The 23,518-nt window shown below is 58.4% G+C and carries 22 protein-coding genes and 3 pseudogenes; 9 read left to right on the top strand and 16 right to left on the bottom strand.

Annotated elements, in window-relative coordinates; genetic code table 11:
* Positions 1–22 precede the first annotated feature (22 nt).
* Both ACNYC6_RS20060 and ACNYC6_RS20055 read left to right on the top strand, forming a co-directional pair.
* Positions 23–658, top strand: coding sequence for a glutathione S-transferase family protein (locus ACNYC6_RS20060; protein ID WP_419708836.1), 636 nt, complete (start codon positions 23–25; stop codon positions 656–658).
* A gap of 170 nt (positions 659–828) precedes the next feature.
* Positions 829–1,392, top strand: a complete 564-nt coding sequence (locus ACNYC6_RS20055) for a hypothetical protein (RefSeq protein WP_419708835.1) — start codon at positions 829–831, stop codon at positions 1,390–1,392.
* Positions 1,393–1,439: 47 nt separating this feature from the next.
* Here the strand turns inward: ACNYC6_RS20055 and ACNYC6_RS20050 are convergent.
* From ACNYC6_RS20050 to ACNYC6_RS20040, 3 pseudogenes are all read right to left on the bottom strand, one after another.
* Positions 1,440–1,856: pseudogene (locus tag ACNYC6_RS20050) on the bottom strand (methyl-accepting chemotaxis protein); the annotation flags it as partial.
* Positions 1,857–1,985: 129 nt separating this feature from the next.
* A pseudogene (locus ACNYC6_RS20045) lies at positions 1,986–2,654 on the bottom strand (PAS domain-containing protein); the annotation flags it as partial.
* Positions 2,655–3,248: 594 nt separating this feature from the next.
* Positions 3,249–3,557 (bottom strand): annotated as a pseudogene (locus ACNYC6_RS20040) (fatty acid desaturase); the annotation flags it as partial.
* A gap of 475 nt (positions 3,558–4,032) precedes the next feature.
* On the opposite strand from ACNYC6_RS20040, the gene ACNYC6_RS20035 reads away from it, so the two are divergent.
* The gene (locus ACNYC6_RS20035) at positions 4,033–4,443 is read left to right on the top strand and encodes a GNAT family N-acetyltransferase (RefSeq protein ID WP_419708834.1); all 411 of its coding nucleotides are present in this window, start codon (positions 4,033–4,035) and stop codon (positions 4,441–4,443) included.
* A gap of 45 nt (positions 4,444–4,488) precedes the next feature.
* Here ACNYC6_RS20035 and def read toward each other — a convergent pair whose 3' ends face one another.
* The 3 genes from def to ACNYC6_RS20020 all read right to left on the bottom strand — a co-directional run bounded on the left by def (position 4,489) and on the right by ACNYC6_RS20020 (position 6,359).
* Positions 4,489–5,028 carry a peptide deformylase gene (gene def, locus ACNYC6_RS20030; protein WP_419708833.1) on the bottom strand — a complete coding sequence of 180 codons (540 nt, stop codon included), beginning with the start codon at positions 5,026–5,028 and terminating at the stop codon, positions 4,489–4,491.
* Between the two features lie 2 nt (positions 5,029–5,030).
* A complete protein-coding gene (locus ACNYC6_RS20025) occupies positions 5,031–5,990 on the bottom strand; it encodes a YihY/virulence factor BrkB family protein (RefSeq protein WP_419708832.1) in 960 nt (319 codons plus the stop codon).
* 177 nt (positions 5,991–6,167) lie between these two features.
* On the bottom strand, positions 6,168–6,359 hold the full coding sequence (locus ACNYC6_RS20020) for a CsbD family protein (protein ID WP_419708831.1): 192 nt from the start codon (positions 6,357–6,359) through the stop codon (positions 6,168–6,170).
* Positions 6,360–6,562: 203 nt separating this feature from the next.
* On the opposite strand from ACNYC6_RS20020, the gene ACNYC6_RS20015 reads away from it, so the two are divergent.
* Positions 6,563–6,940: a hypothetical protein gene (locus tag ACNYC6_RS20015; RefSeq protein WP_007990351.1), complete on the top strand. Its 378-nt coding sequence runs from the start codon at positions 6,563–6,565 to the stop codon at positions 6,938–6,940.
* Between the two features lie 205 nt (positions 6,941–7,145).
* Here the strand turns inward: ACNYC6_RS20015 and fadD1 are convergent, their stop codons facing one another.
* A complete protein-coding gene (gene fadD1 / locus ACNYC6_RS20010) occupies positions 7,146–8,846 on the bottom strand; it encodes a long-chain-fatty-acid--CoA ligase FadD1 (protein ID WP_419708830.1) in 1,701 nt (566 codons plus the stop codon).
* A 357-nt stretch (positions 8,847–9,203) separates the two neighbouring features.
* Positions 9,204–10,892, bottom strand: coding sequence for a long-chain-fatty-acid--CoA ligase FadD2 (gene fadD2 / locus ACNYC6_RS20005; RefSeq protein ID WP_419708829.1), 1,689 nt, complete (start codon positions 10,890–10,892; stop codon positions 9,204–9,206).
* Positions 10,893–11,116: 224 nt separating this feature from the next.
* On the opposite strand from fadD2, the gene ACNYC6_RS20000 reads away from it, so the two are divergent.
* Together ACNYC6_RS20000 and ACNYC6_RS19995 are read left to right on the top strand one after the other, a co-directional pair.
* A complete protein-coding gene (locus ACNYC6_RS20000; protein ID WP_419708828.1) occupies positions 11,117–12,061 on the top strand; it encodes an alpha/beta hydrolase in 945 nt (314 codons plus the stop codon).
* Positions 12,062–12,102: 41 nt separating this feature from the next.
* A complete protein-coding gene (locus tag ACNYC6_RS19995) occupies positions 12,103–12,573 on the top strand; it encodes a MaoC family dehydratase (RefSeq protein WP_419708827.1) in 471 nt (156 codons plus the stop codon).
* A 118-nt stretch (positions 12,574–12,691) separates the two neighbouring features.
* On the opposite strand, the gene ACNYC6_RS19990 is transcribed toward ACNYC6_RS19995, so the two are convergent.
* The gene (locus ACNYC6_RS19990; RefSeq protein WP_338582579.1) at positions 12,692–13,159 is read right to left on the bottom strand and encodes a PA2169 family four-helix-bundle protein; all 468 of its coding nucleotides are present in this window, start codon (positions 13,157–13,159) and stop codon (positions 12,692–12,694) included.
* 203 nt (positions 13,160–13,362) lie between these two features.
* Here ACNYC6_RS19990 and ACNYC6_RS19985 point away from each other — a divergent pair, with 203 nt between their 5' ends.
* The gene (locus tag ACNYC6_RS19985; protein ID WP_003213031.1) at positions 13,363–13,599 is read left to right on the top strand and encodes a DUF3820 family protein; all 237 of its coding nucleotides are present in this window, start codon (positions 13,363–13,365) and stop codon (positions 13,597–13,599) included.
* 32 nt (positions 13,600–13,631) lie between these two features.
* Positions 13,632–14,813, top strand: a complete 1,182-nt coding sequence (locus ACNYC6_RS19980; RefSeq protein WP_419708826.1) for an aminotransferase class V-fold PLP-dependent enzyme — start codon at positions 13,632–13,634, stop codon at positions 14,811–14,813.
* Between the two features lie 2 nt (positions 14,814–14,815).
* On the opposite strand, the gene ACNYC6_RS19975 is transcribed toward ACNYC6_RS19980, so the two are convergent.
* The 4 genes from ACNYC6_RS19975 to zwf all read right to left on the bottom strand — a co-directional run bounded on the left by ACNYC6_RS19975 (position 14,816) and on the right by zwf (position 18,673).
* Entirely contained in the window at positions 14,816–15,532 is a 717-nt protein-coding gene (locus ACNYC6_RS19975; RefSeq protein ID WP_419708825.1) for an intradiol ring-cleavage dioxygenase, read from the bottom strand.
* A gap of 288 nt (positions 15,533–15,820) precedes the next feature.
* Complete coding sequence (locus ACNYC6_RS19970) at positions 15,821–16,486, bottom strand: bifunctional 4-hydroxy-2-oxoglutarate aldolase/2-dehydro-3-deoxy-phosphogluconate aldolase (RefSeq protein ID WP_034150098.1); 666 nt, start codon at positions 16,484–16,486, stop codon at positions 15,821–15,823.
* Between the two features lie 17 nt (positions 16,487–16,503).
* Positions 16,504–17,217, bottom strand: coding sequence for a 6-phosphogluconolactonase (gene pgl, locus ACNYC6_RS19965; protein WP_419708824.1), 714 nt, complete (start codon positions 17,215–17,217; stop codon positions 16,504–16,506).
* Positions 17,204–18,673: a glucose-6-phosphate dehydrogenase gene (zwf, locus tag ACNYC6_RS19960; RefSeq protein WP_419708823.1), complete on the bottom strand. Its 1,470-nt coding sequence runs from the start codon at positions 18,671–18,673 to the stop codon at positions 17,204–17,206. Before zwf ends, pgl begins: the two co-directional genes overlap by 14 nt.
* A 228-nt stretch (positions 18,674–18,901) precedes the next feature.
* On the opposite strand from zwf, the gene ACNYC6_RS19955 reads away from it, so the two are divergent.
* Positions 18,902–19,762, top strand: coding sequence for a MurR/RpiR family transcriptional regulator (locus ACNYC6_RS19955; RefSeq protein ID WP_173668879.1), 861 nt, complete (start codon positions 18,902–18,904; stop codon positions 19,760–19,762).
* A gap of 144 nt (positions 19,763–19,906) precedes the next feature.
* Here the strand turns inward: ACNYC6_RS19955 and ACNYC6_RS19950 are convergent, their stop codons facing one another.
* The 3 genes from ACNYC6_RS19950 to ACNYC6_RS19940 all read right to left on the bottom strand — a co-directional run bounded on the left by ACNYC6_RS19950 (position 19,907) and on the right by ACNYC6_RS19940 (position 23,516).
* Positions 19,907–20,761 carry a D-hexose-6-phosphate mutarotase gene (locus ACNYC6_RS19950; RefSeq protein WP_419708822.1) on the bottom strand — a complete coding sequence of 285 codons (855 nt, stop codon included), beginning with the start codon at positions 20,759–20,761 and terminating at the stop codon, positions 19,907–19,909.
* 115 nt (positions 20,762–20,876) lie between these two features.
* Positions 20,877–22,223, bottom strand: a complete 1,347-nt coding sequence (locus ACNYC6_RS19945; protein ID WP_419708821.1) for a carbohydrate porin — start codon at positions 22,221–22,223, stop codon at positions 20,877–20,879.
* A 132-nt stretch (positions 22,224–22,355) separates the two neighbouring features.
* Positions 22,356–23,516: an ABC transporter ATP-binding protein gene (locus tag ACNYC6_RS19940; RefSeq protein WP_419708820.1), complete on the bottom strand. Its 1,161-nt coding sequence runs from the start codon at positions 23,514–23,516 to the stop codon at positions 22,356–22,358.
* Positions 23,517–23,518: the final 2 nt, after the last annotated feature.

Here is a 23,518-nt window from a genome sequence, read left to right as displayed (position 1 = left end):
CCATTCCCGGTGGAGTCGCTCAATGGAACACACACTGAAAATTCTCGGTAAAGCCTCGTCGATCAACGTCCGCAAAGTCCTGTGGGCGTGCGAGGAGCTGGGCCTGTCCTTTGAGCGCGAGGATTGGGGCAGCGGTTTTGCCTCGACCCACAGCCCCGAGTTCCTCAGGTTCAATCCCAACGCCCAGGTGCCGGTAATCATTGATGAAGCCGGGGTGTTGTGGGAGTCCAATACCATCTGCCGCTATCTGGCCGGCAAACATCAACACCACCACGAGTTGCTGCCCGGCGATCCGGCGGCGCGCGCCCGGGTGGAACAATGGATGGACTGGCAGGCCACCGATCTGAATGCCTCGTGGAGCTACGCGTTCATGGCATTGGTGCGCAAGGATCCGGAGTATCAGGACGCGCATCGCATCGACGTCGGCGTGCGGGGCTGGAATCAGAAAATGGCCATCCTCGAACATCAACTGGCGACCACCAAGGCCTATGTTGCCGGGGCCAGATTTACCCTGGCTGACATTGTGATCGGTCTGTCGGTCAATCGCTGGTTGATGACACCAATCGAGCGCCCGGACTTCCCTGCCATCGACGAGTATTTCAAACGTCTGGCGCAGCATCCCGGCTTCCTGAAGCATTGCTGCAATGGCCTGCCCTGAGCCGTCGAGCCATGCAGCAAACGTTTGCCGTCCAGCGGCAAAGCTTGACCGCGAATCTGGCTAACCCCTCCCAATAGAATCATCAACCAACTGATTTATTTAATGTTTTTTCTTTAGGCATACTCTTTGCTCAAGGTACTGCACCACAAAAACCTGCAAGGTCACTCATCATGTTGGTCAGTGCAAAACCAAACCTTTTAACCCCTCTCCCCAAACGCCCAGGTGAAGATCCGACCGCCGAAGCCGCCGCCGGTCTTCAAAGCGTCATGGCCCAGGCCCTGCAAAACAACGTGCAGGCGCAAACCACGCAAGCCACGACGCAGGTCCAGGAATCGGCAACCCAATCGGCCACGCAACAGGTCAGCGAGGCCGCCAAGGTCAGCGACAATGTCGATGAGGCGTTCGCCAAAACCCGCGTGAACCTGCAAGCGGTCTATGCGCCACTGCCTGAGGGCGTCAAGGACTCGGTCGGGAACAAAGGCTCAGCCACGGACCAGTTCAAGGACTACATGAGTAAAACGCCGGAAGAACGCATGCGCGATGCGATCCTGGATGAAATGGGCCTGACCCAGGAAGAGATCGACCAAATGCCGCCAGAGAAGCAGAAAGCGATCGGCGAAGAAATCGCTCAGCGTATGCAGGACAAGGCCGAAATCGCCAAGGCTGAAAAAGAGCAGGAAAGTGGCGACCAGAACACACTACCGGCGGTCGACCAGTTCCTCGCTGCGCTTTAACAGGTGGACGCGCAGGAGCTGCCGCAGGCTGCGGCAGCTCCTGCGTTTTAATTCAACTGCAACGTCGAGTTGAACTGGCTGATCGCATCCACCACATGCCGCGAGCCTTGCTGAATCTCCAGGATCACCTCCCCCGCCTCGTTCGCCAGTTCTACCCCAAGCCCCGTCCGGCTCAAGCTCGACTGCATGCTCGACACCGCACTCAATGACAAATCATGGTTCTTGCGCACCACGTCGACGATCTCCAGCGTCGCCTGGCTGGTCCGCGCGGCCAAGCTGCGCACTTCGTCAGCAACGACCGCGAAACCTCGTCCATGCTCACCGGCGCGGGCGGCTTCGATCGCGGCGTTGAGCGCCAGCAGGTTGGTCTGATCGGCAATGCCGCGGATGGTCTGAACGATGGTGCCGATGATGTCGGACTGCTTGCTTACGGCATCAATGCTCAGCGCCGCTTCGTTCAGGTCTTTGGAAATGTCCTGGATGATCTGCACCGTCTGCTGCACCACCTCCGACCCCTTGCGTGCACAGACGTCGTTTTGCACCGAGGTGCTGTGGGCCGATTCAGCGGCCGTTTGCAGAGTGGTCATCTGCTGGGTGATATCACTGGCGAATTTCACCACTTTATACAGTCGGCCCTTGGCGTCGAACAACGGGTTGTAGGAGGCTTCGAGGAAGACTGTCTGACCCTGCTTGTTCTTGCGCTCGAAACGGTGCGAGTGATATTCGCCACGATTGAGCGAGGCCCAGAAATTCCGGTAGGCCTGGGACTCGGCTTCAGCGCGGTGACAAAACATACTGTGATGCTGGCCGACGACTTCGTTGAGCGAATACTGCATGGTCTTCAGGAAATTTTCGTTGGCGGTAATTACCCGGCCATCCGGGCTGAACTCGATCACGGCCATGGAGCGGCCAATGGCCGCGAGCATGCTTTCGTTTTCGTGTTCCTTGTTGACCCTTGCCGTGATGTCGGTGGCGACCTTAATCACACTGCGCACCTGCCGGTCGGGGCCGAATACCGGCATGTAACTGGCCTCAAGCCAGATTTCCTTGCCACTCTTGTTCAAACGCGAAAAAGTGCCGCTGACCGGTTCGCCACGGGCCAGGTCACGCCACAATTTGGCGTATTGCTCGCTGCGATAAAACACCTCTTCGCAGAATATCCGATGATGTTTGCCGCGGACCTCGTCGACGCCGTACCCCATGACGACGCAAAAATTTTCGTTGGCATCGAGCACGATGCCATCCGGCGTGAACTCGATCATCGCCATCGAACGGCTGACCGCCGCCAACTTGGCATTAGCCTCGGTCAGCGCGCAGCTAAAGCGTTCGATCTCAAGCAGGTCAGCCTTGTGATGAAGGTTAAACATGGTCGTATCACCCTAAGCGCGTTGTTTTGATTTATGAAAGTTGCTGGTCTTTCAAATCCACCACTACGTTCAGCAGAACAGGCACACGCGCCCCTCCAAAAAGGAAGGACCAGTCAGGTGATTGATGATGTTCGATCGGAGGGGTCCCTATTGCGACACTCTCATCAAGACATCCTTCTCTTGATAGCCCGGTGGCGGGCCAACCCTAACGTGCTCATAAGCAAAACTCCCTTTCAGGACAGCTCCATTCAAGTGTGTCGGTGCCTTGGATTGCGCACTCTGGGACTAACCGTGACATTGCGGTCGACATAGATAGTTACACGTGAGCATAGACAGACACGTTGGGCTTGCAAGGCCACTAGTCGGCCAGTATCGAGGACAAAATCGGTTCAGCTTGGAGGGAGCCGCTATGGCCACGGTATTGGCGAAGGGCTTTGGATCAATCGCGAGCAGGCTCACTCCTACAGGGTTGGGTGTGGATCATGAAAATCACTGAAACGGATGCCGCCCATGCTCACGCCACAACTGGCCATACCCTCGCACCAGAAATCCGCCGCTGCGCGCCAGCCATTGCTCGCGGCGTGCGCGATAAGCACGGGGTAAGTCGTACCAGGGCAGGCCCGGTAAGTCGTGATGCACCAGATGAAAATTGAGGTTGAGGAACAGCCCGCGCCACGGCCACGCCGCTTCGTTGAGCACGCTTCGTTGCTCTGCTGCCGCGTGCGGTCGGTGTTCATAGTAGGAGCGAATCATCGCAATCGACAGCGCCGGCATGCCGATCAACAACAGCCAGGTCGGCCACTCGGTGCGGGCGGTCAGGCGTTGGCGCAGGGTTTCGATTTCTTCTTGATGGGCACTATCGAAGTAATGGGGCATGGCGTTGCTCGGATCGGGGACCATTCCCCTTCTGTGCAACGGCGCCGGGATTTCTTGCAGATTATTTGATGGCTTGAATATCTCAATCTGCAGGCGTTGCCAAAAGCTGCGATCCTTTGATCTTGATATTTCACAACATCAAAGGATCGCAGCTTTCGGCAGTTCCTACAGGGTCCGGGTGACTCAATGGCCGAACACATTCAGCTTCTTGGCTTTCTTGTCGGCGCGCTTTTCAATGGCGGTTTTGGCCGGTTTTTTCTTGTCGGCTTTCTTTGAATCCATACCTTTGGACATGATGCGCACTCCACTCATAGGGGATGTGAGATCAGGTATACACCTATCCTTGAGCACGCGTTCTTTTATAATCGCCCGTTTCGTGCACCGACAGTCCGAGACCATGCCCGACACGCAATTCACCCGACTCGATGAGCCACTTTGGCCATTGATGAACAAGTTTTACCGCGCGCATCAATCGTCAATGAAAGCGGTTCGCGATGCGCAATTGTGGGTTGCCCGGCGCAATGAAATCGTCGGCGCGTTGTGTTTGCGTCCGGTCTCCGGCGGGCATTGGCTGACCGGACTGTTTGTCGATCCGTCCTGTCGCGATCAAGGGATTGCCGCCGCGTTGATCACGGCGGCGGTGAAGGATTGCGAACTGCCGGTGTGGCTGTTCTGCCATCCGGACTTGCGGGATTTTTATGAGCGGCGCGGTTTTACGTTTGATCCGCCCATGCCTTACGCGATGGTTGAGCGTTTGAGTCGTTATGCGCGAAGCAAGCCAATGATTGCGATGGGGCTGGAGCCCTGAACAACGGTGGGAGCGAACTTGCTCCCACCGTGGCTTGTGGTGGATTCAATCGTCGGCGTTGGGATCAAGGTCCGGGAACATCACTTCGGTAAAGCCGAACTTGCTGAAATCGCTTATGCGCGACGGGTATAAACGGCCGATCAGGTGATCGCATTCATGCTGCACCACCCGCGCATGGAACCCCGAGGCGACGCGCACGATCGGCTCGCCCTTGGGATCAAAACCTTCATAGCGAATGTGTTGATAACGCTCCACCGCACCACGCAGACCGGGCACCGACAGGCAGCCTTCGAAACCTTCTTCCAGCGTCGGGCTCAGCGGTGTGATCAACGGGTTGATCAGGATCGTCTGCGGCACCGCTTCGGCGTCCGGGTAACGCTCGCTGTGCTCGAAACCGAAGATCACCAGTTGCAAATCCACGCCGATCTGCGGTGCGGCCAGGCCGACACCGCCGACGCTTTCCATGGTCTGGAACATGTCGTCGATCAGCTGCCACAACTCCGGGCTGTCGAACATTTCGGCGGGCACTGGCGGGGCGATGCGCAGCAGGCGTTCATCGCCCATTTTCAGGATTTCACGAATCATGGTCAGGTTTCGTCAATGGTTGGTTTGGGGTGCGAATGATCACGGCCCAGTCCAGACACGTGGTGTTTTTCCTCATGGACGGGACCCTGCTCGCCGGCAACTTTTTCGCCCGGGTCTTTGCCCTCTCGCGACATGTGCTCGATCACCGCATTCATCTCCGCGCCCAGTAACAGCACGGCGGCAGAAATGTAGAAGTACAACAGCAACACGATGATCGCGCCGATACTGCCATACATGGCGTTGTAGTTGGCGAACTCCTTGACGTACAAACCAAAACCCAGCGACGCGATGATCCACACCACCACCGCCAGCACCGAGCCCGGGGTGATGAAGCGAAACTCTTGTTTGACGTCGGGCATGACGTAGTAGATCAGCGCCACTGCGACCATCAGCAAAATCACGATCACCGGCCAGCGTGCGATGGTCCAGAGCGTGACGATGAAGAATTCGAGGCCGACTTGCGCGGCGATCCAGCTCATTACCTGCGGCCCGAGCACCATCAGCGCCGCGGCGATCAACAGCATGCCGGCGATGCCGACGGTGTAGATAATTGACAGCGGAAAACGCTTCCACGCCGGACGGCCTTCAACCACATCGTAAGCGGCGTTCATCGCGCTCATCATCAACCGCACACCGGCGGACGCCGTCCACAGGGCAATCACGATACCCACCGAGAGCAATCCGCCCTTGGACTGCTGGAGTTGGTCGATCACCGGGTTCACCTGTTCCAGGGCCTGGGGCGGCAGCACCAGCTCCGATTGCAGGCGCAACCACGAGAAAAAGTCGGGCAGGTGCAGGAAACCGATCAGGGCAATCAGGAACAGGATGAAGGGAAACAGCGAAAACAGCATTTGATAGGCCAGCGCCGAGGCATAGGTCGACATCTCGTCGTCGACGAACTCGGTGACCGTGCGCACCATCACACGGTGCAGGGGCAGGCCTCTCATGTCCGGGAAAATCATTCGCGTCTCCATTCGCCGCTAACAGGATGGGGTTGAAGTCGTGGCGACTCAGGGGCCGTTTTCTTTCATCAAAGTAGCCTACCTGGCGACTTTGAAACAATTTCATCGCTCAAGTTCAGGCTGACACAAAAACGGCCATCCGGGGATGGCCGCTTCTGGTTTTCATCAAAGCCCATTTCAAGCCTTGTCGATGCCTTTTTTGAGGGCATCCTTGGCTTTGCCGACCGCTTGTTGCGCTTCGCCTTTCTTTTCCTGCATCACGCCTTCGGCGCGCATCTTGTCATTACCGGTGGCCTTGCCGACGCCTTGCTTGACGTTGCCGGCGGCTTCGTTGGCCATGCCTTTGACTTTATCGCTGGTGCTGCCCATGGTGATTCTCCTGCGTACATTTCAATGTGAGGAAAAGTCGTTACACAAGGTTGACCGAGGGCGTTTGCGCGGAGTTTCATTTATTTTCGCCAGGACATTTCATCGTTCGGTGCAGGTTGAGCTTTATGTTTGCCCGGCTACCCTTGAGAATGCGCCACGTATTGGCGCCATGGCGCTGAAGATCCAATCCCCGCAGGAATGTTATGAAACTCGATAAAAAGCAGGCCATTGCCCGCAGAAACCAGGAACTTGGTGGTGCTGTGCTTGGCGTCAACAACTGCCACTTCACCGAACTGAACCGCAACCGCAATATCTGGTGGTTCGATATTCCGGTGGCGCGCCTGGCCGTTGGTCAGTACGAGTGGATTCACCTGCTGATGCACACCCCGGATACCGACGAACTGTTGCACCTGAAAGTGCCAACGGTGTTCCTGCGCGAGAAGCTCGAAGGCCTGGTGGTTCGCAACCAGGGCAAGCGTAAAGCGGCCCTGAGCCTGGAACTGAGTGCCGACAAGGATTCGTATTTGCAGGACATGCGTCCGGCGGGCACCAACGTCAACTTCGCCCCGTTCCGCCAGTAAACCCCGCTCCACTGTGGCGAGGGAGCTTGCTCCCGTTCGGCTGCGCAGCAGTCGTAGGCCCAGCGAATGGCGTGTACCTGACGAAACGCGGTTGCAGGTTTGGGGGCCGCTTCGCTGCCCAGCGGGAGCAAGCTCCCTCGCCACAAAAGCCGTTCAATCAAAGCATCACCCAACAAAAAGCCCCGCATCTGCGGGGCTTCTTGTTTTACGCGGTGGCTTTCTTCGCGTTGATCTTCTTCAGCTCTTCATCACGCAGTTCACGGCGCAGGATCTTGCCGACGTTGGTGGTCGGCAGTGCATCGCGGAACTCCACGGAGCGCGGGACCTTGTAGCCGGTGACGTTGGCGCGCATGTGCTCCATCACCGTTTCCTTGGTCAGGGTCACGCCCGGTTTGGCGACGATGAAAATCTTGATCGCCTCGCCCGACTTCTCGTCCGGCACACCGATGGCCGCGCATTGCAGCACGCCTGGCAGGGTCGCCAGCACGTCTTCCAACTCGTTCGGGTACACGTTGAAACCGGACACCAGGATCATGTCTTTCTTGCGATCGACAATACGCATGTAGCCATCCGGCTGAATCAGTGCGATGTCGCCGGTCTTCAACCAGCCTTCGCTGTCGAGCATTTCGTCGGTGGCGTCCTGACGCTGCCAGTAGCCCTTCATCACTTGCGGGCCTTTCACACACAGTTCACCGATTTCGCCCATCGGCTGCTCGACACCGGCATCGTTGATGACTTTACACAGGGTCGACGGCACTGGAATGCCGATGGTGCCGATCTGGATGTGCTGGATCGGGTTGACCGTGGCCACCGGGCTGGTTTCGGTCATGCCGTAACCTTCGCAGATGGCGCAACCGGTGACCGCTTTCCAGCGTTCGGCCGCGGCCAGTTGCAGGGCCATACCGCCGGACAGGGTGACTTTCAGTGCCGAGAAATCCAGCTTGCGGAAGCCTTCGTTGTTGCACAGCGCCACAAACAGGGTGTTCAGACCAACGAAGCCGCTGAACTTCCACTTCGACAGTTCCTTGACCATCGCCGGCAGGTCGCGCGGGTTGCTGATCAGGATGTTGTGGTTGCCGATCAGCATCATCGCCATGCAATGAAAGGTAAAGGCATAGATGTGGTACAGCGGCAGCGGCGTGATCAGCACTTCGCAACCTTCATTGAGGTTGGAGCCCATCAGCGCCTTGCACTGCAACATGTTCGCCACCAGGTTGCGGTGGGTCAGCATCGCGCCCTTGGCCACGCCGGTGGTGCCGCCGGTGTATTGCAACACCGCCACATCGCTGCTGGCCGGGCTGGCTTCAGCCACTGGCTGGCCATGGCCCTTGCTCAGCACGTCGTTGAACTTGATGGCTTTTGGCAAGTGATACGCCGGCACCATCTTCTTCACGTACTTGATGACGCTGTTGATCAGCAGGCGCTTGAGCGGCGGCAGCAGGTCGGCGACTTCGGTGACGATCACGTGCTTGACGCCGGTCTTCGGCACCACGGCTTCCGCCAGGTGTGCCATGTTGGCCAGGCAGACCAGGGCCTTCGCGCCAGAGTCGTTGAATTGGTGTTCCATTTCCCGCGCGGTGTACAGCGGGTTGGTGTTGACCACGATCAGCCCGGCGCGGATGGCACCGAAGACGGCAACCGGGTACTGCAACACGTTGGGCAATTGCACGGCGATTCGATCGCCCGGCTGCAAATCGGTATGCTGTTGCAAATACGCGGCAAAGGCACCGGACAATTCGTACAGTTCACCGTAGGTGATTGTCTTGCCCAGGTTGCTGAATGCCGGTTTGTTGGCGAAGCGTTGGCAGGATTGCTTCAACACTGCCTGAATATTCGGGTACTCGTCTGGATTGATGTCTGCAGCAATTCCAGCTGGGTACTTATCCTTCCAAAAGTCTTCGTTCATGGAAGCCCACTCCTCAGCAACGCGAATTCAGCACCGCATTTGATGCGATTATTATTGGTGTTTGGTCATTGGTGAATCTGGCTGACAGAAGGCCGAGAAGTCACAAAGCGCGCCGAGAGTAGCAGCTTTGCCAAGGGTCGACTAGAGCCAAAAGCAGCCTCTACAGTCACATTTATGACTCAAGAATGACAAGCGGTCATTTTAGAGCAAATACCCTATAAATACTTGTAGCCCGCAGAAACCGGGGGCTCAAAGCAAAAGATCACAGCCTTCGGCAGCGCCTACAAGGAAATGCGATCCGTGTAGGCGCTGCCGTAGGCTGCGATCTTTTGATGTCGCCTCGAACGCTATGCCCTGCTACGCAATATCACGCAACTCCCGCCGCAGAATCTTGCCCACCGGCGTCATCGGCAACGACTCACGCAACACGATGTGCTTGGGCACTTTGTACGCCGTGAAGTTTTCCTTGCAGTAAGCTTTCAGCTCTTCAAGGCTGACTCCCGCCTCACGGGCCACCACGAACAACTTCACCGCCTCGCCCGAACGCTCGTCCGGTACGCCGATGACCGCGCAGTTGGCGACTTTCGGGTGGGCCATGACCACGTCTTCGATTTCGTTCGGGTACACGTTGAAACCCGAGACGATGATCATGTCTTTCTTGCGATCGACGATACGCACAAAACCGTCCGGATCGATCACCGCGATGTCGCCGGACTTGAACCAACCCTCGGCATCCAGCACTTCGTTGGTCGCTTCAGGTTTCTGCCAGTAGCCCTTCATGATCTGCGGGCCCTTGATGCACAACTCGCCCCGCTCGCCCAACGGCTGCTCGACGCCGTCATCGTTGATCACTTTCAGCGTGGTCCCCGGCACCGGCAGGCCGACCGTGCCGATGCGCGACTGGTCGCCGTACGGGTTGGTGCAGGCCACCGGCGAGGTTTCGGTCAGGCCGTAGCCTTCGGTGATGCGGCAACCGGTCAATTGCTCCCAGCGTTCGGCGGTGGCCTTGACCAGCGCGGTGCCGCCGGAGTTGGTGAGCTTGAGGCTGGAGAAATCCAGGGTCTTGAAGTCGGGATGATCCATCAGCGCGACAAACAGCGTGTTCAACCCCAGCAACGCCGAGAAGCGCCAGTTTTTCAGTTCCTTGATGAAGCCGCCGATGTCGCGCGGATTGGTGATCAGCACGTTGTGGTTGCCGGTCACCATCATGCACATGCAATTCGCCGTGAAGGCATAGATGTGGTACAGCGGCAGCGGCGCGATCATCACCTCCTTGCCTTCGCGCAGCAGCGGTTGACCGTCGGCCGCAAACTGACTCAGGCACGCGCGCGCCTGCTGCATGTTCGCCACCAGGTTGCCGTGGGTCAGCATCGCGCCCTTGGCCAGGCCGGTGGTGCCGCCGGTGTATTGCAGCACGGCGATGTCATTGAGGCCGGCGCTCAGCGGCTTGATCCCGAGACCTCGGCCCATGCTCAGCGCACTTTTGAAGGACATGGCCTGGGGCAAGGAATAGGCCGGGACCATTTTCTTGACCTTGCTCACCATTGTATTGACCAGCCAGCCTTTGGCGGCGGGCATCAGGTCGCCCATCTTCGCTTCGATCAGGTACTGGATGTCGGTATCGGCCAGCACTTCCTGGACTTTCTGCCCGAACATGTTCAGGTACACCAGTGCCCGGGCGCCGGAATCCTTGAACTGGTGACGCATCTCCCGCGCGGTGTACAGCGGGTTGGTGTTAACCACGATCAGCCCGGCGCGCAAAGCGCCGAACACGGCAATCGGGTATTGCAGGACGTTGGGCATCTGTACCGCGATGCGATCCCCGGGCACCAGGTCGGTGTGGGCTTGCAGGTAACCGGCGAACGCTGCGCTGTAGCGTTCCAGTTCGGCGTAGGTCAGGGTGACACCCATGTTGCTGAACGCCGGGCGGTCAGCAAATTTCTTGCAGGAACGCTCGAACACCTCAATGACCGATTTGTACTCAGCGACGTCAATGTCCAGGGGCACGCCGGCCGGGCGTTTGTCATTCCAGAAATCAGGTTGCATTGTTCTTGTCCTCTTTACCTGAACCTATCCGGGGCCGCTTATCTGTCATTTCAAAAACAGAAAGCGGAGCTTCACGGACACTAGCAGCTATGGCGAATCAGGCAAATATGGGTAACGGCGTCATTGACCGCGTGAATCTTCCTGCCGTGGCGTGGGCTGATGCCCGTCACTTAATGAGCTATACAATGCAACCAACTCGCGCCCCTGCATGGAAAGGAATCGCCATGATCCACGACACCTTCTGGCTGACCACCAGTGACCGCAGCCGTCTCTTCGTCAACCAGTGGCTGCCCGCAGGCACTCTCAAGGCCGTGATCCTGCTGGCTCACGGCATGGCGGAACACAGCGGCCGCTACGCGCGTCTGGCAGAGAAACTCTGCGATCAGGGTTACGGTGTCTATGCGCCGGATCAGCGCGGACATGGCAAAACTGCCGAAAACGGGACGCGGGGGCATTTCGCCGACACCGACGGTTGGGCCAAGGTGGTGGGCGACCTGGCGTGCCTCAACCAGCACATCGGCCAGCAGCACCCGGGCGTGCCGATCGTGTTGCTCGGCCACAGCATGGGCAGCTACATCGCCCAGGCTTATCTGCTGCATCACAGCGCCAGCCTGCACGGCGCCATTCTCAGCGGTTCGAATTTCCAGCCTGTGGCGCTTTATCGAGCGGCACGGCAAATTGCCCGTTTCGAACGTTTGCGCCAGGGGCCTAAGGGGCGCAGTGCGCTGATCGAATGGCTGTCGTTTGGCTCATTCAACAAACAGTTCAAACCGGCGCGCACGCGTTTCGACTGGCTCAGCCGCGACCCGGCGGAAGTCGATCTGTACGCCAACGACCCGCTCTGCGGCTATCGCTGCACCAATCAACTGTGGATCGATTTACTCGGCGGGTTGCAGCAAATCAGCAAAGCGTCCAATCTCGCTCAGATCGATCCCGGCCTGCCGTTGCTGGTGATTGGCGGCGAATGTGATCCGGTGAGCGAAGGCAAACGTCTGAAAGATCTGGCCCACGCCTTGCGCGAGGCCGGCAGCCAGAGCCTGCAACTGACCATTTACCCACAGGCGCGGCACGAACTGTTCAACGAAACCAACCGCGATGAAGTGACCGCCGATGTGCTGGCCTGGATCAACCAGACGCTGAGCAATCCCCGGCCACACCGAACCGAATAGTTTTTTGTGAAATTTTTTATTCGTCACAGGAATTGAGACAGATGACCCAGGTTACCAACACCCCATACGAAGCCCTCGAAGTCGGCCAGACCGCCAGCTTCAGCAAGACGGTCGAAGAGCGTGACATTCAGTTGTTCGCCGCGATGTCGGGCGACCACAACCCGGTGCACCTGGATGCCGAATACGCCGCCAGCACCATGTTCAAGGAACGCATCGCCCACGGCATGTTCAGCGGTGCGCTGATCAGCGCTGCGGTTGCCTGCGAGTTGCCTGGGCCGGGCACCATCTACATCGGTCAGCAGATGAGTTTTCAGAAGCCGGTGAAGATTGGCGACACCCTGACAGTGCGCTTGGAAATCCTCGAAAAACTGCCGAAGTTCCGCGTGCGCATTGCCACTCGCGTATTCAACCAGCGCGATGAATTGGTGGTGGATGGTGAGGCGGAAATTCTGGCACCGCGCAAACAGCAGAGCGTGACGCTGACCGAGTTGCCGGAAATCAGCATCGGTTAAACGACCTGCCAAAATCAATGTGGGAGCCTGCTCGCGATAGCGCCAGTTCACTCAACATCAATGTTGAATGCCAGGCCTTCATCACGAGCAGGCTCACTCCCAAAGTTTTCGGTGAAGCTTACGAACGAGCGCGAGCCTGGTTACGCAGGGCTTTCACCTGATCGTGATTGCGTTGCACGCCGTGGTACTGACGCTCAACGATGTCACGAATGCCTACCAGGTTGTGCTTGTTGATTTTCTCCATGGCGTCGCGATACGCCTTCAGCGCATGGTCTTCACCACGCTCGGCTTCATTGAGCACCGCCTCTTCGTCCTTGCCGGTAAACATCGACTTCACATCGACCCAGCGACGGTGCAAGTCACCACTGACACTGGTTGAAGTTTCCGGATCGCCACCCATCGAACGCACGGCACTCTGCAATTCCGAAGCAGCGGCTGCACAGTCAGCGGAACGTTGCACGAACAGGGTTTTGAGTTCAGGGTGTTTGATGTCTTCAGCGCAAGTCTTGAACCCTTCCTGACCGTCCTTGCTGGTTTCAATCAGGTCGTTGAGTACAGAGATCGCTTCTTTATTCATGTCGGTCATTTTTCAATTCCTTGCGGTGGATGAAAGATGACTTAGTTATTGCAGAGCGCATGCCAGACTGAGGACGACTAATTTTCTTATATTTTTCAAATACTTGATGTCATTCAAAAAATCTGTATCCGTTTTTTTTGCATGATCTGTCAATTGGCCTGCATGCAGAATGCCTGTATTTTCCAGACTCAACGATTCAAGACGACTGAGTGATGAACCCTGAAAAGCTCGAACTGCTGATCACCCGAGAAATGCCCTTCGGCAAATACAAGGGACGGATCATTGCCGACCTGCCCGGCCCCTACCTGAACTGGTTCGCACGGGAAGGTTTTCCCCACGGTGAACTCGGTGGCTTGCTGGCCCTGATGCAGGAAATCGATCACAACGGCTTGTCGGAACTGCTCGAACCGCTACGGGCCAAGCATGGCAAACCGGCACCTCGCCACTGATTCACTCATCCCGCCCCTGATTGAGTAAGCCCATGCCCGATAACACTCGCCGCGCCCGTGATGAAGCCTTTTGGCGGACCTTTGCCGACCGCTACGACCAGCAACCGGGTCCGATCAATCTGGAGAACGGTTACTTCGGGCGCATGTCGCGCACGGTGGTCGAGGAATATCAGCGCAACATCGAGCTGATCAATCGCGGTAATTCGGTGTATGTGCGCCAGCGCTTCGAACAAGGCGACAACTTGAAGATCCGCGCGCGTTTGGCCGGGCTGATCGGTGTGCCCGCCGAGAGCGTCGCCCTCACGAGCAACGCGACGGACGGTTTGCAATCGCTGATCCGCAACTACAACCGCCTGCAATCGGGCGACCAGGTGCTGATCTGCGATCTGGAATACGACACGGTAAAGGGTGCCATGCGCTGGTTGGCACGTCATCGCGATGTCGAAGTGATCGAGATCGATCACACGCATCCCGCCAGTTTCGACAGTTTGCTGACCACCTATCGCGAGACCTTCGCACGTTATCCGCGACTCAAGCTGATGACGCTGACCCACGTCACCCACCGCACCGGCCTGGTGATGCCGGTGCAGGCGATTGCCGCCGCGGCCAAGGAACACGGCATCGACGTGATACTGGACGGCGCCCATGCTCTCGGCCAGTTCGAATTCAACCTTGATGAACTGGGCATCTCTTTTGCCGCCTACAACCTGCACAAGTGGATCGGTGCGCCACTGACCCTGGGCTTTCTCTACATCGCCCCCGAGCGCCTGGCGGACATCGACCCGGACATGGGCGAAATGCATTTCCCGATCACCGACATCCGCGCCCGCACGCCATACAGCACACCGAACATCCCCGCCCTGCTGACCCTGCCACTGGTGCTCGAAGAGCATTGGGCCATGGGTGGCTCGCCCGCTAAAGGCACGCGTCTCAACTACCTGCGTAACCTGTGGGTCGGAGCCGTGCGCGAAGTGCCGGGCATCGAAGTCCTGACCCCGGACGATCCACGGCTGTATTGCGGCATCACGGCGATGCGTTTTACCGCGCATGCCGATCAACACGTGATGGTCGAGCGACTGCTCAACGAATACAACCTGTTCACCGTGGTACGCAGCGGCGCGGCGTGTGGCCCGTGCATCCGTATTACACCGGGGCTGACCACCACTGCTGACGACATGAAGCGCTTGACCACGGCATTGATCGAACTGAGCTGACGTCACACGGTGTATTTGTCGAAGTCCTCGGGCCTGATTTGCGTCGACACCGCAAAGGTGTCGATACCGATGGTCATCTGCCCGAACAGTCCGTCCTCACTGGAGTCTCGACCCAGCGTGTGGACCTTCAGGGTCGAGTCTTCTCCGCCCATGGTGGTGTAAAAGTAATCCTGTTCATTGGTTAATGCTGTCGTAGCCCGGCCACTGTATTGGCGGCTGCCGAGCACCGAACGCGAGGCCACTTCGGGAAAGTACAGTTGCCCCACCCAGGCCACGTGCCGCTCTTGGAGATAGTTGTTGCCCGAGGTGATTCGCACGGCGACATGTATATGCAGCGTGCGCCCGGCATAGAAGCCCGGAAAGATGCTGGTAAAGCGCACGTTGCCCGATTTGTCGGTGAACTGCCCGCCACGCAAGTACGTGTCGTCGTCGGTTCGCGGGATCGCGCCGATATCACCCGTGTCGACTTCCAGGTCCGGATTGATTTTGCTCCAGCCCGAGTAAGCCCCCCGTGCGTTGCAGTGCCAGATGTCCACCAGCGCATCGGTGACCGGTTGACCGGTCATGGCATCGACGATGTTCAAACGCAGGATCAACGGAATGCCATCGGCGCCTTCGCTGATGTTGCGACGGATCAGTTTCGGATTGCGGAAATACGGCCCGGCGATTTGTTCCGGGGAAAGCAGGCAAACGGGTGTTGCTGAGGTGTAGGCGTCCATGACGTTCTCTCTTCCATAAGATGAACGCAGGCTAGCACTGGTCGATTCCCGGGATGCGGTAACTATGTATCGCATGATGTCCCTTGTAGGAGCGAGCCTGCTCGCGATAACGATGGCACATCCAGCATTGATGTGACTGACAGTCCGCTATCGCGAGCAGGCTCGCTCCCACATGGATATGGGACGGGTCCACAATCCCTCTCACTTTATTCAAGGCAAAAAAAACGGTGCACCGACCAAGCGCACCGTAAAGCCGTAGAACACACAACGAAGTGTCGGGTGAAGCGATCAGTCCAGCAGCGCCAATGCCTCGGCGGTGCACTCCTGAATGCGGGCCCAGTCGCCGTTCTTGATCCACTCCGGATCAAGCATCCAGCTACCGCCCACGCACATGACGTTTTTCAGCGCCATGTAACTCTTGATATTGGCCGGACCTACGCCGCCTGTCGGGCAGAACTTCACTTCGCCGAACGGACCGCCCAGGGCCTTGATGGCTGCGACGCCGCCACTGACTTCCGCCGGGAACAACTTGAAGCGGCGATAGCCCAGGCCATAGCCTTCCATGATGCCCGAGGCATTGCTGATGCCTGGCAACAGAGGAATCGGGCTGGCGACGCTGGCTTCCAGCAGGTCACGGGTGATGCCCGGCGTGACGATGAACTGCGAGCCCGCCGCTTCGGCGGCGGCCAGCATGTTGCGGTCGAGCACGGTGCCGGCACCGGTCATCAGTTCCGGACGCTGCTCGCGCAGGATCTGGATGGCCTTGAGGCCGAACTGCGAACGCAGGGTCACTTCCAGGGCGGTCAGGCCACCGGCGGCGAGAGCATCGGCCAGCGGCAGAACGTCCTGCTCGCGGGCGATGGTGATCACCGGCAGGATCCGCGCCTTGGCGCAGAGGCTGTCGATCAGGGCAACTTTATCCGCCATGGAAACGGTCGGGGATGGGTTTGTCATAGCGGCTGTTCCTTGGCTCATGGGCACCAGTAAATCTCTAACGTGGGTTGCAGAAAAGCGCGAATCGGCATTGCGGCGACATCGTCACCGGCCAGTGCGGTATTCAGTGTGGTCAGCTTGGACTGACCGGAAATCGATAGAACCTTGTGCTTGGCCGAGGCCAGCAGCGCGCGGCTCATGGTCAGGCGCTGATGCGGCACAGTCGGCGCCAGCATTGGATAGCAGCGACGAATGCCGTCGGCCTGCAAGGCTTCGGCAAGGTTGGGACTGTTAGGGAACAACGACGCGGTGTGACCGTCATCGCCCATGCCCAGCACCAGCACGTCGATCACCGGCAGCTCGGAGAGCAAACGGTCGGCGTGATCGGCGGCTTGATCGAGATTGGCGGCGGCGCTGTACAGGCTCAAAAACTGCGCCTTGGCCGCCGGGCCTTGCAACAAATACTTCTTGATCAGGCCGGCATTGCTATCGGCGTGCTCAACCGGCACCCAGCGTTCGTCAGCCAGGCTGACGACCACGTTCGACCAGTCCAGCGCCTGCTTGGCCAAATGCTGGAAAAACGCCACGGGGCTGCGGCCACCGGACACCACCAGGGTCGCAGTGCCCTGGACGTCGATCGCATCGCTCAATTGCTTGGCCACCTTCAGTGCCAGGCCTTCGGCCAGCAGCGTCGGGCTCTTGAACTCATGGGCGCTGACACCCTGAGGCAGTTTCAAATCAGATATCGCCATACCACGACCTCCCATCCCGCGTGATCAGTGCAATGGAGCTCATCGGCCCCCAGGACCCGGCCGCGTACGGCTTGGGCGCATCACCGGATTTTTTCCATCCGGCGATCAACTGGTCACACCACTTCCACGCGGCTTCGATTTCATCTTTACGGACAAACAGGTTCTGATTGCCGCGCATCACTTCCAGCAACAACCGCTCGTAGGCATCGGGAATCCGTGCGCTGCTCCAGGTGTCGGAAAAATTCAGCTGCAACGGACCGCTGCGCAGCTGCATGCCTTTGTCCAGGCCTTGGTCTTTAGTCATCACACGCAAGGAAATGCCTTCGTCCGGTTGCAGGCGGATAATCAGCTTGTTGCTGATTTGCAGGCGCTGCTCAGGGGCGAAGATGTAGTGCGACGGTTCCTTGAAGTGGATGACGATCTGCGACAGTTTTTGCGGCATGCGCTTGCCGGTGCGCAGGTAGAACGGCACGCCCGCCCAGCGCCAGTTGCGGATGTCGGCACGCAGGGCGACGAAGGTTTCGGTGTCGCTCTGGGTGTTGGAATTCGGTTCTTCCAGGTAGCCCGGCACCGCTTTGCCTTCGCTATAACCGGCGATGTACTGGCCGCGCACCACTTGGGTGGTCAGGCCTTCCGGGCTGATCGGCGCCAGCGCCTTGAGTACTTTGACCTTCTCGTCGCGAATACTGTCGGCGGACAGGTCGGCCGGCGGGTCCATGGCGATCAGGCAGAGCAATTGCAGCAGGTGATTCTGGATCATGTCCCGCAGCTGACCGGCCTTGTCGAAGTAACCCCAGCGGCCTTCGATCCCGACCTTCTCGGCCACGGTGATTTCCACGTGGGAGATGTAGTTCTGGTTCCACTGGGTTTCGAACAGGCTGTTGGCGAAACGCAGGGCGATCAGGTTTTGCACCGTCTCTTTGCCCAGGTAGTGGTCGATACGGTAGGTGCGGTTTTCCGGAAAGAACTGGGCAACGGCGTCGTTCACCTTGCGCGAGGATTCCAGGTCCGAACCGATGGGTTTTTCCAGCACTACGCGGGTGTTTTCCGCCAGGCCGACCTTCGCCAGGTTCTCGCAGATCGCACCGTAAACGGCAGCCGGGGTCGCAAAGTAGGCGATGACCCGCTGCGAGCTGCCGGCCATTTCGGCCAAGGCGACATAGTCTTCGGACTTGAGGAAATCGACGTGCAAGTAAGTCAGGCGCGCGAGGAAGCGTTCGACCACAGCTTCGTCCAGCTCTTTGGCACCGACGTAGCGGCGCAGTTCGGAGGCGATGAACGTCAGGTGCTCCTGCTCGCTGCCAGGCTCGCGGGCCAGCGCGATGATCCGCGTGTCCTCATGCAAGAGGCCGGCGCCGTCGAGTTGATACAGAGCGGGAAACAGCTTGCGCAAGGCCAGATCGCCAAGGGCGCCGAACAAGGCAAAGGTGCACGGTTCAACCGTAATCGAGAGCATGATGTTTGTTCTTTTATCAAGTTAAGCTACAAATACCTTTTTTCAAGGCATCACTCAAGGGAAAATGTAGTAATAAACACAACATTTCCGCAAAATACAGATTCCGAGTGGTGGTCGGTCGGAGCCATCAGTAGGATAGGCCACCGTTACGGGCCTCACCAAAGGCCCTTTTTGCATTAGCCGCGCGCTTATCGGCGCAGGTGAATCAAGGATACTCATATGGACCGCGTGCGAAATTTACTGGAACAGATCCAGAGTCGCCTTGAAGAGCTGAACAAGGCCGAACGCAAAGTCGCCGAGGTGATCCTGCTCAACCCGCAGCAGGCCACTCGTTTCAGCATTGCCGCCCTCGCCCAGGCCGCTTCGGTCAGCGAACCGACGGTCAATCGTTTCTGCCGTTCGTTCGGTGTCAGTGGCTACCCCGAGCTGAAGCTGCAGTTGGCCCAGAGCCTGGCCAGCGGCGCTGCGTATGTCAGCCGGGCGGTTGAAGCTGACGACAATCCAGAAGCGTATACCAAGAAAATTTTCGGCAGCGCCATCGCGTCCCTGGACAGCGCCTTGCAGGCTCTGGACCCGAACCTGATCAGCCGCGCCGTCGACCTGTTGATCCAGGCCCGGCAAATCCACTTCTTCGGCCTCGGTGCCTCGGCCCCGGTGGCGCTGGATGCGCAGCACAAGTTCTTCCGGTTCAACCTGGCCGTCACCGCCCATGCCGATGTACTGATGCAGCGCATGATTGCCTCGGTGGCGCATACCGGCGAGCTGTTCGTGATCATCTCCTACACCGGTCGCACCCGCGAACTGGTGGAAGTGGCACGCATCGCCCGGGAGAACGGTGCTTCGGTACTCGGCTTGACCGCAGAGAATTCACCGTTGGCCAAGGCCAGTACGTTGAGCCTGAACATTCCGCTGCCGGAAGACACCGACATCTACATGCCGATGACTTCGCGGATCATTCAATTGACCGTGCTCGATGTGCTCGCCACCGGCATGACCTTGCGCCGCGGGGTGGATTTCCAGCCGCATTTACGCAAGATCAAAGAGAGTTTGAATGCGAGCCGGTATCCGGTGGGCGACGAGTTCAATTGATCCGAAATCTCCGCTGACTGATCCTGCCCCATCGCGGGCAAGCCTTGCTCCTACAGTTTTAAGTCGTCCGCGAATTCGGCGGGCAACCTCAACTTTGTAGGAGCAAGGCTTGCCCGCGATGGCGATACCCGCAACACAACAAAATTAAGCGCCTACCCGCGCCTGCAAACTCAAATGCGCCCGCTCCCCCGGCTTCAGGCACAGGCTGTCGGTGCCACCACTGGCAGCCTCCACGCATACGAATTCGGATATCTCGTTCCAGCTCACCCCCAGCAGCGGCCGTGAGCCCGGATGCCAGACCACCGTGTCAGCCGTATCGCCAGTATCGATGCACAACGCCCGATCCCAGGCATGGTCATTGAGCTGCAATTCGCCGTCATGCTGGAACACCCGCTGACAACCACCGTCCACACGCAACTCGCCTTCCTGCTGGCAAACCTGCCGGTTCAACTGGTCGTAACCCTGCGCGCCTTCGAGCCCAGACAGCGCTACCTCACCGACATCACCAATACGCCAGTAAGCGTGCAAAGCCTGACTCAACTGGCACGGCATGTCGTCCTGATGCTCGGTACTCAGGCGCAAATCCATGCGTTCGCCCAAGTGCGCATGCAGGTCCACTTGCCAGTCGCACAACTCCAGCTGCCAATGCAAACGCACGCCATCGTCATCGCTACTGCTGTCGATCAGTTTCCAGTCGAGCAAGCGCGCCCAACCATGGGACGGCCACGCGTTTTCGCTCGGATGTCGGCCATACCACGGCCAGCACACCGGCACGCCACCGCGAATCGCGCCGACCTGCGGCCACTTCGCCGCGCACCACAGCCATGGCTTTTGGCCCTTGGGCTGGAAGTGCAGCAACTGCGCGCCCTGACGACTGAACACCGCCTGACATAGCGGGTGATCAATCACCAACACGTCGCGCTTCTGATAGCGCTCCCACCCGAACACCGGACGTTCGCGCAAGGATTTGAAGAAGCGTTGTAGCGGATGCTCAAGCATGTGCCACGGTCCTGAAAATCATCTGTCGGCGGGGTGCGCTACCCCTCAAAAAAAAGCGGACAGCCTTGGCTGTCCGCAAACATGCGCACATAGAGAGGAGCTTATCGCAGTCGCGTTAGAACACCGACTGAATTTTCAGGCCGGCGACCAGAGCGTTGTCGACTTCATCCACACCACCTGGGTGAGTGATGTATTGCAGGTTGGGACGCACGGTCAGCCAGTTGGTCACGTGGAAACCGTAGTTGAGCTCGTAGTTGTATTCGGTCTCACGCAGCGGCGAAAACAATGGATCCTGATAGTCGGATACACCATTGGCGGCGTTGGTCAGCTCGGCGTTTTTCTTCACGTCGTCGTTGACATGGATACGGGCGAAACCGATGCCCAGGTCATCTTTCGGACGTGCATCGAACGGGCCTTTGTACACGAACATCAGCGACTGATAGTTGTCGACGACGTTGGTGTCCTTGTCGTGGAACGTGGCGTTGGCCGCGATGTTCAAACCGCGGCTGGCGTCGCCGTTATGGCTGGTGAGTTGCTGTTGTGCAACGAACCAGTAGCCATGCTTGCTGCTGTGGCTGCGATAGGCGTTGCCGCTGGTGGCCGCGTCATCGCCGTTTTCGTCTTCACGAACGTCGTCGGCGCTGGCGGTGCTTTTGTAGTAACCGACACGGTATTCGCCCGGCAGGTTGCCCGGGTTAGGCAGCCACACCAGCTCAACCGGCAAGACGGTGCCTGCGGTACCGCTACCGCTGAGCTTGAAGCCGTTACCGTGTTCGAGCTGCGACGGGTTCTGGTTGTACGCACCGATCTGCGCATACCACTCAGGCGAGATGTTGTACTTCACGCGGATCGCCGCTTGGCTGACCGGCCAGTTGTACCAGATGTTGGTCGCCCAGTTACCCACCTGGGAACCGCAGAACGCCAGGTTCTGGAATTCGCACGGGAAGGTGTTGAAGTCTTCGCCCTCACCGAAGTAACCGGCCTTGACGTCGAGTTTGTTGTCGAAGAACTGATGCTTGATCCACAACTGGGTCAGCCGGACCATGTGGCCACGGCCGTAGACTTCCTGCGAGGAACTCAAGGTGCCGGCACGTGGATCGCCGATACGGTCGTTGGAGATGTTTTCACCGTTACGGTTGGTCAGCTGGATCTTGGCCTGGGTGTTGTCCCAGCCGAACAGCTTCTCCAGGTCCAGCGCCGCACCCAGGCCGAACTGGTCGCTGTAGCGTGCGGTTTTGTCATCGTTGAAACCGCCGTGGAGGTTGCCGCCGACTTCACCGACGTAATCCATTTTGATGTCGATGCCTTGCTCGATCAGCTTGGTTCGTTCGCCACCCCAATCCCCGGTCATCCATTCTGAATCGGCGCTAAACGCGTCAGCCGCGTGGACGCTACCGGCCAGTGTCATTGCTGCAATGGCAGACAATTGGCAGATAAGCTGAGCGCTGTTCTTCTTCTTCATCCCTACATCCTCGTTTTATTGTTATTAACTTTTTTTTCTAACGTGGTTACATCAGTTGCAACGCGTGACAGGCCACGCATCACGGATTCCCCCCTGTAGGAGCGAGCCTGCTCGCTCCTACAGTTTTGATCTTCAGCGACCTTTGAATTGGGCGACGTTGGCTGTATGCCCTTCGTTTTTCGACAAGCCGGCAACCCCCAGACGCTCGCCGGTCTTGGCATCGAACAGCAGCACTTTCGCCGGATCGAATTGCAGGGTCAGGGTCTCGCCCACGGCCGGTGCAACGTCGGGGGCCAAGCGGCAGCAGACCTTGGTGTCGTTGAGATTGACGAACACCAGCGTGTCGGGACCGGTCGGTTCGGTGACCTGGACTTCGGCGCGAATGGTCGGCAATCCGTTGGCATCGCCGTTCGCCAGCATGATCTGCTCAGGACGCAGGCCGAGGATCACTTCGCGATCTTCCAGCCCGGCATCCTGCATGCTCATCGGCAGCTCGCAACGAGCCTGACCACTGTCGAGCAACGCAACCAGTCGACCGTCCTTGCGCTGCAAACGCAGGGGGATGAAGTTCATCGGCGGCGAACCGATGAAGCTCGCCACGAACAGGTTGGCCGGGTTGTTGTAGATGTCTTTTGGCGTACCGAACTGCTGGATGATCCCGTCCTTCATTACCGCCACTTTGTCGCCCAGCGTCATGGCTTCGATCTGGTCGTGGGTCACGTAGACCGTGGTGGTTTTCAGGCGCTGGTGCATCAGTTTCATTTCGGTGCGCATCTCGACCCGGAGTTTGGCGTCGAGGTTGGACAGCGGTTCGTCGAACAGATAAATCTTCGGCCGACGCGCCAGGGCACGGCCCATGGCCACGCGCTGTTGCTGGCCGCCAGAGAGTTGGCCAGGTTTGCGATTGAGCAGGTGTTCGATCTGCAACAGCTTGGCCACCCGGGCGACTTCCTCGTCGATGGCCGATTGATTCATCTTGCGGATTTTCAGACCGAATTCGATGTTCTCACGCACGCTCATGGTCGGGTACAGCGCGTAGGACTGGAACACCATGGCGATGTCGCGATCCTTGGGGCTCATGCCGCTGACGTCCTGATCGCCGATCATGATCGCGCCGCCAGTGATGGTTTCCAGGCCGGCGATGCAGTTCATCAGGGTCGACTTGCCGCAACCCGAAGGCCCGACCAGGATCAGGAACTCACCGTCCTTGATCGACAGTTCGATGTTCTTCAGGGTGTCCGGCAGGCCGGCACCATAGGTCTTGTTTACATTGCGAAGTTCGAGCGTTGCCATGA

This window comes from Pseudomonas sp. NFX224, assembly GCF_048565165.1.
In the GTDB taxonomy this organism is placed as follows: Bacteria; Pseudomonadota; Gammaproteobacteria; order Pseudomonadales; family Pseudomonadaceae; genus Aquipseudomonas.
This window is presented reverse-complemented; position numbering and strand designations above follow the sequence as displayed.